The sequence below is a fragment of the Streptomyces sp. NPDC093591 genome (assembly GCF_044764885.1).
In the GTDB taxonomy this organism is placed as follows: domain Bacteria; phylum Actinomycetota; class Actinomycetes; order Streptomycetales; family Streptomycetaceae; genus Streptomyces.
On sequence record NZ_JBIWIY010000025.1, the window covers coordinates 149,344 to 160,175 of the forward strand.

Annotated in this window: 8 protein-coding genes; 2 read left to right on the forward strand and 6 right to left on the reverse strand. The window is 69.9% G+C overall.

From position 1 onward, the window contains the following. On the reverse strand, positions 1 to 1,383 hold the full coding sequence (locus tag ACIREI_RS41125) for an NAD(P)/FAD-dependent oxidoreductase (RefSeq protein WP_403344747.1): 1,383 nt from the start codon (positions 1,381 to 1,383) through the stop codon (positions 1 to 3). Positions 1,384 to 1,707: 324 nt separating this feature from the next. Between ACIREI_RS41125 and ACIREI_RS41130 the strand changes: the two genes are divergently transcribed. Both ACIREI_RS41130 and ACIREI_RS41135 read left to right on the forward strand, forming a co-directional pair. After that, positions 1,708 to 2,310, forward strand: coding sequence for a hypothetical protein (locus tag ACIREI_RS41130; protein WP_403344714.1), 603 nt, complete (start codon positions 1,708 to 1,710; stop codon positions 2,308 to 2,310). 10 nt (positions 2,311 to 2,320) lie between these two features. After that, positions 2,321 to 2,881 (forward strand): hypothetical protein, encoded by a 561-nt coding sequence (locus tag ACIREI_RS41135; protein WP_403344717.1) that lies wholly within the window; start codon positions 2,321 to 2,323, stop codon positions 2,879 to 2,881. Positions 2,882 to 2,894: 13 nt separating this feature from the next. Here the strand turns inward: ACIREI_RS41135 and ACIREI_RS41140 are convergent, their stop codons facing one another. The 5 genes from ACIREI_RS41140 to ACIREI_RS41160 form a co-directional block, all read right to left on the reverse strand. Further along, positions 2,895 to 4,799 carry an AMP-dependent synthetase/ligase gene (locus ACIREI_RS41140; RefSeq protein ID WP_403344719.1) on the reverse strand — a complete coding sequence of 635 codons (1,905 nt, stop codon included), beginning with the start codon at positions 4,797 to 4,799 and terminating at the stop codon, positions 2,895 to 2,897. A gap of 133 nt (positions 4,800 to 4,932) precedes the next feature. Then, positions 4,933 to 7,140, reverse strand: coding sequence for a 1,4-alpha-glucan branching enzyme (glgB, locus tag ACIREI_RS41145; RefSeq protein ID WP_403344722.1), 2,208 nt, complete (start codon positions 7,138 to 7,140; stop codon positions 4,933 to 4,935). 4 nt (positions 7,141 to 7,144) lie between these two features. After that, positions 7,145 to 8,506: a maltokinase gene (locus ACIREI_RS41150; protein WP_403344725.1), complete on the reverse strand. Its 1,362-nt coding sequence runs from the start codon at positions 8,504 to 8,506 to the stop codon at positions 7,145 to 7,147. Positions 8,507 to 8,547: 41 nt separating this feature from the next. Further along, positions 8,548 to 10,266: a maltose alpha-D-glucosyltransferase gene (gene treS, locus ACIREI_RS41155; protein ID WP_403344728.1), complete on the reverse strand. Its 1,719-nt coding sequence runs from the start codon at positions 10,264 to 10,266 to the stop codon at positions 8,548 to 8,550. Then, a partial coding sequence (locus tag ACIREI_RS41160) for a DUF3459 domain-containing protein (protein ID WP_403344730.1) occupies positions 10,263 to 10,832 on the reverse strand: 570 nt, incomplete at its 5' end. The genes treS and ACIREI_RS41160, both read right to left, overlap by 4 nt.

Consider the following 10,832-nt stretch of genomic DNA (forward strand, 5'->3'; position numbering starts at 1 on the left):
TCACCCGTCCGCCCCCTCGGCGCCGTCCTTCCCGGACACCTGCGCCCGCAGCTGCTCCGGCGTCAGATACGCGTGCACGAACTCGAAGTCCTTGAGCTTGGCCGGACTGCGGGACTGGAAGCCGGTGCGCACGAAGTCGTCCCCGGCGATGGCGTTGAGCAGCCAGTTCGTCATGACGCGGGTCTTGGCGACGTTGGTGCGCAGCGCCGACCAGTGGTAGCCGCGGGCGACCGCGAGGGCGGGCAGCCCCTTCAACTCGACGCCGAGGGGCTTGGAGACGGCGTCGCGGCCGCCGAGGTCGACGACCAGACCGAGGTCCTTGTGCTCGTACGGCCGCAGCGGCTGGTTGCGCAGGGCCGCGATGACATTGTCGGCGACGACCTTGCCCTGGCGCATGGCGTGCTGGGCGGTGGGCGGGCAGACGGCGCCCTCCTCGCCCTTGGCCACGTCGGGCACCGCGGCGGCGTCGCCGAGGGCGAACACCCCGTCGTGGCCCGGCAGGTTCATCTCGGCCGTGACCGCGAGCCGCCCCCGGACCGTCTCCGCGCCGAGCGTGCCGATGAGCGGACTGGCCACGACACCGGCGGTCCAGATCAGGGTCCGGGTGGGGACGACGCGGCCGTCGGTGAAGGTGACCTCGTCGGGACCCGCCTTCGCGATGGACACGCCGAGGGAGATCTCGATACCCCGCTTGCGCAGGATCTCCTGGGCGGCGCTGCCCAGCTTCTCGCCGAGCTCGGGCATCAGCCTCGGCGCGATGTCGATCAGATGCCACCTGATCAGCTTCGGGTCGAGCCGCGGATAGCGCTTGACCGCGTTGTGGGTGAGCTGCTGCAGACAGGCGGCGGTCTCGGTGCCCGCGTAGCCGCCGCCGACCACCACGAACTGCAGCCGTGCGGCGCGCTCGGCCGGATCGTGGCTGGCGTCGGCGAGGTCCAGCTGGGAGATGACGTGGTCGCGCAGGTAGGCGGCCTCCGCGAGCGTCTTCATGCCGTACGCGTGGTCGGTGAGCCCCGGGATGTCGAACGTGCGGGTGATGCTCCCGGGGGCCAGCACGATGTAGTCGTACGGCTCGTTGACGACCTCGTCGGTGATGGTGCGGATGACGCAGACCTTGGCCGCGAGGTCCACGCCGATGGCGCCGCCCGGGATGATCCGGGTCCGGTACTTGCGGCTGCGACGCAGGGACAGGGCGATCGACTGGGGTGTCAGGACGCCGGAGGCGACCTGGGGCAGAAGTGGCAGGTAGAGCTGGTAGGAGGACGGCGTCACCAAGGTGATCTCGGCCTCGTCGGGGGAGAGTTTGCGTTCCAGCCTGCGAACGCAGCCGACTCCGGCGAAGCCTGCGCCAACCACCAGGATCCTGGGTCGTGTCACGGTGATGTTCCCTTCTGCGGCTCCAGGCGGGCTGCCTGACGTCGTTCGCCTGCCCCTGGATCGCTGCTTCGCACGCATTGATCCCACCGCGCCACCGACCGCTCCGCCAGCCGGGTGCGGCAGGCAGATGAACCCGTCGACAGCCACCTTGCCCCAACCTGCGCGGGGGCACACCGGTTCGGAAGCGAAAGACATGTACGCGTGATCTCTTGACGGTTGATTGGTCTGGACCTAGTGTCCCGGTCGCTCGTCCAAATCGGGGGCCGATGTTCACATACATGATCCACGTGTGTGATGTGCGGCCCACCCCCCACTCGGACAGGAGGCAGGATGCTCACACGCCTGCGCACCTTCACCGTCACCTCGGCGCTGTGCGCCACGTCGCTGCTCGTCGCCCCGCAGGCCTTCGCCGAAGTCGAGCCCGGCGGCTGGCAGTCGGTGTCACCCGGATACTCCGTACAGGAGCGCGGCTGCGGCCAGGTCGACGGCCTGACGTTCCGGCTCACCTGCTCCACGGCGAGCGGCGACCAACGGGCTGAACGGCGCTACGCCACCTACACCGGCGGAACCCGCCAGTTCGAGGGCTACTTCCGCATCACCGGCCTCAACGGCACCCGGATCAGCCTCAAGCAGACCTTCAACGAGTCGGCCTCCGGCCCCTACTTCATGCTCGCCGTCGAGCGCGGCGGCAGGCTGTACGCGGTGCACGGCGGCGCCACGCTCTCGGGCGCCGGGACCGTCGGCGCGACCGTCCGCGTCAACACAGTCCACCAGGTCGGCGTCGAACACCGCACCTACATCAACGGCTCGCTCAAGCACACCTACGCCAGCCCCGGCGGCAGCTTCTACGACAAGTTCGGCGCCTACCGCACCAACAGCGGCAGCGGGCCGGCCACCGTGGAGTGGCGCGACATCCGCTTCTGGCGCAAGTAGCGGCCGCCGAATGCGAGGAAAGGCGCGCATCGCAGCGCCGGCGGCGCTGATCCTGGCGCTGTCGGCCTGCACGGCCGGCCCCGGCGACACCGAACAGCCCCTGCGAGGTGTCCTCACGACACCCACCGACATCGACCTCGACTGGACGCAAGCCCGGCCGGGAGTCGACGGCTATGTGCTGGAGTTCGCGACCGAGGAGGCGGGACCCTACACCGTTCTGGACCATCTGCCCCCGCAGGTGTCGGCCTACCACCACCCCGACCTGCTGCCGCACACCACGTTCCGCTACCGCCTGCGGGCCTACCGGGGCCCCGTCTCCCGGCCGGTTCGCGCCGAACTCCCGGACGGCATCCGCTTCACCTGGACCGACGACTCCACGAACGAGGACGGATTCCTCCTGGAGATGCGCAAGCAGGACAGCGACCGGTACGACCCCGTCGCCGTCGTCGAACCGGACGTCGTCCACACGACACTGGTCACCCTGCCCGGCGAGAAACAGGCCACCTTCCGGATCCGCGCCATCGTCCTCGGCGAGCAGTCCAACGTCGTACGGCTCACCACCGGCGAGTAGGGCCGCTCCACGCTCAGCGGAAGACGTTGTCCGCGTCGTCCCAGTGCGCCTGCTCGTCCACCACCTGCTCCCGGGGCGCGCGCGAGCGGGCCTGGTACATCGCGTCGATCTGCAGCGCGTAGTGCCGCACGATCGCGTCGCGGCGCAGCTTCATCGACGGTGTCAGCAAGCCGCTGGCCACGTCGAACGGCTCCGGCAGCACCCGGAACACGCGGATGGACTCGGGGCGCGACACCGCACTGTTGGCCGCGGCCACGGCCCGGGCGATCTCCTCCCGCAGCGCGTTCTCCTCCCGCGCCTCCCGCACCCGCGCGTCGCTGCGCACCGCGAGGCCCTCGCGCCAGTAGGCCAGGAAGTCGGGGTCCAGGGTGATCAGCGCCCCGACGCACGGCCGGTTGTCGCCTACGACCACCGCCTGGTGCACCAGCGGATGCATCCTGAGCCGCTGCTCCAGGAGCGCCGGGGAGACGTTCTTGCCGCTGCTCGTGACGATGACGTCCTTCTTGCGCCCCGTGATCGTCAGATAGCCGTCGGAGTCCAGCCGGCCGAGGTCCCCGGTGGCCAGCCAGCCGCCGCGCAGCGCCGCCCGCGTCGCGGCCTCGTCGTTGATGTAGCCCTGGAACACCGACGGCCCCCGCACCAGGATCTCCCCGTCGTCGGCCAACCGGATGTCCATGCCGGGCAGCGCCTGCCCGACCGTCCCCGACATCTCCCGGCCCACCGGCGGCGCCGTGACCCCGCCGCTGGCCTCCGTGAGCCCGTACGCGTCGTTCACGTAGATGCCGATGCCCTCGTAGAAGAGGGACAGCTCACGGTTCAGGGGCGAGCCGCCGGACGTCGCGAGCATCACCCGGCCGCCCAGTGCGGCGCGGAACTTGCGGTACACCGTCCGCTCGTACAGGGCATGTTGCAGCCGCAGATCGAAGCCGGGGCCCGGCCCCCCGCCCAGCCGCTGACGTTCCAGGGCCGCCGCGAAGTCCCGGGCCGTGTCGGCGGCCCGCTCGAACAGCGCACCCCGGCCCGCCTGTTGGGCCGTGCGCAGGGCGTTCTTGTACATCTTCTCGAAGATCGACGGCACGGCGCAGAAGTAGGTGGGCCTGAAGGAGCGCACGGCTGCCGACAGAGCTGCCTCGCTCAGGTCGGGTTCGTGGCCCATCAGCATGCCGCCGCGGACGCACAGGGTCTGCACCAGGAGGCCGTACACGTGAGAGAAGGGCAGGAAGGCGAGAACGGACGCCTGTTCTCCCGGCGGCACCACCTTGTGGCCCCAGCCCGCGAGGAGCGTGTCGCACGTGCTGGCCAGGTTCCGGTGGCTCAGCGCGCAGCCCAAGGGCCGGCCGGTCGTGCCGGAGGTGTAGGCGATGACCGCGGTGGAGTCCGGCAGCACGATCCGGCGCAGTGACTCGACCGTCGTCAGCGGAATGAACTCGCCCCGCTCCACCAGCTGCTGCAGCCCTCCCACGTCCAGCTGCCAGACATGGCGCAGCCGCGGCAGCGATCCGCACACGGAACCGACCGTCATGAGCGCCTGCTCGTCCTCGACGACGACGGCCACGCACTCGGCGTCCCGCAGCATCCACTCGACCTGGTCGCGCGACGACGTCGGATAGATCGGGACCGCCTCGGCGCCCACCGCCCACAGGGCGTAACTGAACACCGTCCACTCGTAACGCGTGCGCGCCATGATGGCCACGCGCCGGCCCGGCGAGATCCCGGACGCGATCAACCCCTTGGCCAGATCGGTCACTTCGTCGCGCACTTCCGCGGCGGCCACCTCCTCCCAGGTGGTGGAGGAGGGGTCGGGGCGGCGCGCGAGCAACGGCAGTGTGGGATCGAGGGCCGCCGTCGCGAAGAGGCTGTCGGCGAGCCCACCGGTCAGAGGTGCGACGGTCGGGGGAGCGAGGCCGGGATCGCGCATGCGCTGCTCCTGATGCGTACCGGGTGTGACGTCACCGATGAGTACTGTTATCGGCGCTGCCCGAATCTAGCCCAGCTGAGAGCGCGCGGTGTCGAGAACTGACAATTGACCCCGTTCGGTGATCCCGGCCGGATCAGGGCGACAGCCACACCGTGGCGAGCGGAGGCAACGTCAGCCGGATGTGCCCGTCCTCCGGTTTGAGGGGTTCGGGATTGGTGACATCGCTGCCGCCGTAATGCGCGGCGTCGGTGTTGAGGGTCTCGTGCCAGACATCGATGTGGTCCGGCACCCACAGGCGGTAGTCGTGCCGGACGACGGGGGAGAAGTTGGAGACGGCGAGCAGGACGTCTCCGTCGGCGCCGTACCGGAGGAAGGCGAAGACGTTGTCGTCGGCGGCGTCGCCGAGCACCCACTGGAAGCCGGACGGGTCGGTGTCCCGCTCCCACAGAGCAGGCGTCGCCCGGTAGAACGTGTTCAGGTCACGGACCAGATCCCGCACGCCCCGATGGTCACCCGCGGACGCGTACCCGGGATCCAGCAGCCACCACTCGGGACCGTGCGCCTCCGACCACTCCGCGCCCTGGGCGAACTCCTGGCCCATGAAGAGGAGTTGCTTGCCGGGATGGGCCCACATGAAACCGAGGTACGCGCGGTGGTTGGCGCGTCTCTGCCACCAGTCGCCGGGCATCTTGGACACCAGCGCCTGCTTGCCGTGCACGACCTCGTCGTGGGAGATCGGCAGGACGTAGTTCTCGCTGTACGCGTACACCATCGAGAACGTCATCTCGTTGTGGTGGTACTTGCGGTGGACGGGCTCCTTGGTCATGTACTGCAGCGAGTCGTGCATCCAGCCCATGTTCCACTTCAGGCCGAACCCCAGCCCGCCGCTGTCGGTCGGCCGGGTCACCCCGCCCCAGGCGGTCGACTCCTCCGCGATCGTGACGACCCCGGGATTGCGCCGGTACACGGTCGCGTTCATCTCCTGCAGGAACGCCATCGCGTCCAGGTCCTCCCGGCCGCCGAAGACGTTCGGCGCCCACTGCCCGGAGTCCCGCGAGTAGTCGAGGTAGAGCATGGAGGCGACGGCGTCCACCCGGAGCCCGTCGATGTGGAACTCCTCGCACCAGTAGGTCGCGTTGGCGACGAGGAAGTTGCGCACCTCGGTACGCCCGTAGTCGAACTCGAACGTCCCCCAGTCCGGGTGCTCGGCCCGCCGCGAGTCCCCGGGCTCGTACAGCGGGTCCCCGTCGAACCGGGCCAGCGCCCAGTCGTCCTTGGGGAAGTGGGCCGGCACCCAGTCCACGATCACCCCGATGCCGGCCTGGTGCAGGGCGTCCACCAGGTACTTGAAGTCGTCGGGCGTACCGAGCCGCGCGGTCGGCGCGTAGAACCCGGTGACCTGGTAGCCCCAGGAACCGGCGAAGGGGTGCTGCGCGACCGGCATGAACTCGACGTGGGTGAAACCGAGGTCGCGGACGTACGCGGGCAGCTCCTCGGCGAGCTCGCGGTAGGTCAGACCCGGCCGCCACGACGGGAGGTGAACCTCGTAGACCGAGAACGGAGCCTGGTGCACCGGCACGTCGCCCCGGTGCGTCATCCACCTCTCGTCGCTCCACTCGTAGTGCGAGGCGTGCACGATCGACGCCGTGTCCGGCGGCACCTCCGCACGGCGCGCCATCGGGTCGGCCTTGAGAAAGCGGTGCCCGTAGCGGGAGGTGATCTCGAACTTGTACCGGGCGCCCTCGCCGATGCCCGGCAGGAACAGTTCCCACACCCCGGACGCCCCGAGGGAGCGCATCGGGAACGCGGTTCCGTCCCAGCAGGTGAAGTCCCCGGCGACCCGCACACCCTGGGCGTTCGGCGCCCACACCGTGAAGCGGGTGCCGGGCACGCCCTGGTGGGTCATCGGCTCGGCGCCGAGCGCCTTCCACAGCTCCTCGTGCCGTCCCTCGCGGATGAGATGGAGGTCCAGCTCGCCGAGGGCGGGCAGGAAGCGGTACGGGTCGTGGACCTCGCGCTCGTCGGACCCGTCCTCGGCGTACGACACCGTGAGCGTGTAGGCCGGGATCGCGTCCAGCGGCAGTACGCCGGAGAAGAGGCCGCCTCCCTCGGAGACGAGCCCGGTGCGCTCGCCGTCGACCACCACGTTCACCGCACGCGCGAACGGGCGCAGCGCCCGGAAGGCGATCCCGCCCGGCACCGGATGCGCGCCGAGCAGCGCGTGCGGATCGTGGTGGGCGCCCGACAGCAGGCGCTCCCGCTCGGCCGGGTCCAGGTCGGGCGCGGCGGCGCGCCGGCCCGGTCCGGCCGACTCGGGGGGCGAGGTCTCGTGCAGGGCCATGGGGTCAGGCTCCTCTCACGGCGAGGCGTTCGATCGCCGCCATCGGTACGGGCAACCAGTCGGGTCGGTGCCGGGCCTCGTACAGGACCTCGTACACGGCGCGGTCGGTCTCGTAAGCACGCAGCAAGCCGTGCTTCTTGCGCGGGTCCCACCCGGCGAGGGCGGCATAGCCCGCGCAGTAGGCCTCCCGGCAGCGGCGCGCCCACTCCGGACGCCACGGTCGGCGCTGCCGGGCGGCGTAGTCGAAGGAGCGCAGCATGCCGGCGATGTCCCGCACCGGCGAGTGGACGCCCCGCCGTTCGGCGAGCGGGCGGGACGGTTCACCCTCGAAGTCGATGACGAACCACTCCCGGCCGGCCCGCAGCACCTGACCGAGGTGCAGGTCGCCGTGGATGCGCTGGGCGGGCGGCCCGGGATCGCAGCTGGCGAGGGCGCCGAAGGCGGTGCGCAGGCCGGGGACGTAGGGCTGGAGCGCGGGGACGAAGTGCGCGGCGATCTCCAGGCGCTCCGTCATCGCCGCCGCCGTACGTCCGTTCTCGCCGTGGGTCCGGGAGGGGAAGGCCGAGGCCAGCGCCAGGTGCACCTCCGCCGTCGCCCGCCCCAGCTGGTGGGCCTCCGCGGTGAAGTCGCCGCCCGAGGCCAGCGCGTCCAGCGCCAGCGTCCAGCCGTCGGAGGCGTCCCGCAGGAACGGCTGCAGCACGCCGAGCGTCGCCTCCCAGGGATGCGTCGTGCGGAACCAGGCCACGGGGGCCGGTACCCGACGGCAGCCCTGCTCGGCGAGCGCGCCGGACAGCTCCAGGTCGGGGTTGACGCCCGGCTGGATGCGCCGGAAGAGCTTCAGGATGTACGTGTCGCCGTACACCAGCGAGGAGTTGGACTGCTCGGCGTCCAGCACCCGCGGCACGAGACCCGCCGACAGCGCGACGGACGGGTCCGCCTCGAAGCGCAGCGGACCGGCCGCGCCCGGATGCCGCAGCCGCTCCAGAAGCAGCTGGGCCGAGCGGGGGTCCTGCAACGCGTCGAAGACCGTCAGACCGGCCAGCGGCCCCTCCTCCGCACGGCCGATGAGCGCCCGGCCGAGCCGCGGCGACAGATGCTGCCGTACGCCGAGCAGCAGCTGGTAGCAGTCACCGGCCGGAGGAGCGCCTCCGGGTGCGGGGACCCCCGAGTGGCCGGCGTGCACCAGCAGATGCAGACAGCCCGGAAACAGCTCCGTCATCGACAGCAGCGCGAGATCCGTGACGGGCCGGTCCTTGCCCGCGAACCAGCGCTGCCGTGGCAGCCACTCGCGCAGCAGCCCGGCGAGCGAGGCCATGGGGCTCGCGTCGACCGTACGGCTCGGTCGGGGAGATGCGGTCTTCTGCATGGTGACCCGTCCTTTCCTCGGCACACGCTCGAAGCTCACGCTCAAAGTCGTCTGCCGATGCGGGATGCGACTCGGGAGAGCCGGAACCAGTAGAAGCCGTGGCCCCCGAGGGTCAGCAGATACGGCAGCTCACCGATGGCCGGGAAGCGGACCCCGCCGAACAGCTCCACCGGATGCCGCCCGCTGAACTCGCGCAGGTCGAGCTCGGTGGGCTGCGCGAAGCGCGCGAAGTTGTTCACGCACAGCACGAGGTCGTCCTCGTACTCGCGCAGGAAGGCGAGCACCGCCGGGTTGGAGGACTGCAGTTCCGTGTAGGAGCCGAGTCCGAAGGCCGGGTTCTGCTTGCGGATCTCGATCATGCGGCGGGTCCAGTGCAGGAGCGAGGACGGGGAGGCCATGGAGGCCTCGACGTTCGTCACCTGATAGCCGTAGACCGGGTCCATGATCGTGGGGAGGCAGAGGCGGCCCGGGTCACAGGAAGAGAAGCCGGCGTTGCGGTCCGGGGTCCACTGCATCGGTGTGCGGACGGCGTCGCGGTCGCCGAGCCAGATGTTGTCGCCCATGCCGATCTCGTCGCCGTAATAGAGGATCGGGCTGCCCGGCAGGGCGAGCAGCAGGGCGGTGAAGAGCTCGATCGAATGACGGTCGTTGTCGAGGAGCGGGGCGAGGCGCCTGCGGATGCCGATGTTGGCGCGCATCCGCGGGTCCTTGGCGTATTCCGCCCACATGTAGTCGCGCTCTTCGTCGGTGACCATTTCGAGGGTCAGCTCGTCGTGGTTGCGCAGGAAGATGCCCCATTGGCAGCCGGAGGGGATGGCGGGGGTCTTGGCGAGGATTTCCGAGACCGGGTAGCGGGATTCCCGCCGTACGGCCATGAAGATCCGTGGCATGACGGGGAAGTGGAAGGCCATGTGGCATTCGTCGCCACCGCTCGGGAAGTCGCCGAAATAGTCGACGACGTCCTCGGGCCACTGGTTCGCTTCCGCCAGCAGCACCGTGTCCGGATACATCGCGTCGATCTCGCGACGGACCCGCCTCAGGAACTCATGGGTGGCGGGAAGGTTCTCGCAGTTCGTGCCGTCCTCCGCGTACAGATACGGCACCGCGTCCAGCCGGAATCCGTCGATTCCGAGGTCCAGCCAGAAACGGAGGGCGGCCAGAATCTCCTCCTGCACGGCCGGGTTCTCGTAGTTGAGGTCCGGCTGGTGGGAGAAGAAGCGGTGGAAGAAGTACTGACCCCGCACCGGATCGTACGTCCAGTTGGAGGGTTCGGTGTCGACGAAGATGATGCGGGCGTCGGCGTAGGCCTTGTCGTCGTCGGCCCACATGTAGTAGTCGCCGTAGGGGCCGTCGGGGTCCTTCCTCGATTCCTGGAACCACGGGTGCTGGTCGCTGGTGTGGTTCATGACGAAGTCGATGATGACCCGCATGCCCCGCTGGTGGGCGGAGTCCACGAATTCGACGAAGTCAGCGAGGTCGCCGAATTCGGGCAGGACGGAGGTGTAGTCGGAGACGTCGTAGCCGCCGTCGCGCAGGGGTGATTTGAAGAAGGGCGGCAGCCACAGGCAGTCGACGCCGAGCCATTGCAGGTAGTCGAGTTTCGCGGTGAGGCCTTTGAGGTCGCCGACGCCGTCGCCGTTGCTGTCGTGGAAGGAGCGGACCAGGACCTCGTAGAAGACGGCGCGCTTGAACCAGTCCGGGTCACGATCCTTGGCAGGGGTGTCCTCGAAGGTGTCCAGCACGGGCTCGTTGACGGTCATGACGCGGGGGACCCTCCGATCTGGGGTGGTGATGCCTGGACGTGGAACACGTGCGCGGGGGCCCTGCCGGGCTCCAGGCGTACGTAGTTGGTCCTGCCCCAGCGGTAGGTCTCACCCGTCAGTTCGTCGAGCACGGACAGGGAGGCATCCCAGTCCAGGCCGAGTTGCGGCATGTCCAACGAGACCGTGGCCTCCTGGGTGTGGTGGGGATCGAGGTTGGCGATCACCAGAACGGTGTCCGGGCCCGTGCGTTTGCTGTACGCGATGAGCGCGTCGTTGTCGGTCCGGTGGAAGCGGAGGTTCCTGAGCCGGTGGAGTGCGGGGTGGCTCCTTCGGATGGCGTTGAGCCGGGTGATCAGGGGGGTGATGGTGCGGCCTGCGCGTTCGGCTGTCTCCCAGTCGCGGGGGCGCAGCTGGTACTTCTCCGAGTGGAGGTATTCCTCGCTGCCGGTGCGCAGCGGGGTGTTCTCACACAGTTCGTAGCCGCTGTAGATGCCCCAGGTGGGCGAGAGGGTGGCGGCGAGGACGGCGCGGACCTCGAAGGCGGGGCGGCCGCCGTGCTGGAG

What these genes read in the sequence shown, in the direction of transcription:
- ACIREI_RS41130 (WP_403344714.1), top strand. Translation starts at nt 1,708, where the DNA reads ATGCTCACACGCCTGCGCACCTTCACCGTCACCTCGGCGCTGTGCGCC.
- ACIREI_RS41135 (WP_403344717.1), top strand. Translation starts at nt 2,321, where the DNA reads ATGCGAGGAAAGGCGCGCATCGCAGCGCCGGCGGCGCTGATCCTGGCG.
- ACIREI_RS41140 (WP_403344719.1), bottom strand. Translation starts at nt 4,799, where the DNA reads ATGCGCGATCCCGGCCTCGCTCCCCCGACCGTCGCACCTCTGACCGGT.
- glgB (WP_403344722.1), bottom strand. Translation starts at nt 7,140, where the DNA reads ATGGCCCTGCACGAGACCTCGCCCCCCGAGTCGGCCGGACCGGGCCGG.
- ACIREI_RS41150 (WP_403344725.1), bottom strand. Translation starts at nt 8,506, where the DNA reads ATGCAGAAGACCGCATCTCCCCGACCGAGCCGTACGGTCGACGCGAGC.
- treS (WP_403344728.1), bottom strand. Translation starts at nt 10,266, where the DNA reads ATGACCGTCAACGAGCCCGTGCTGGACACCTTCGAGGACACCCCTGCC.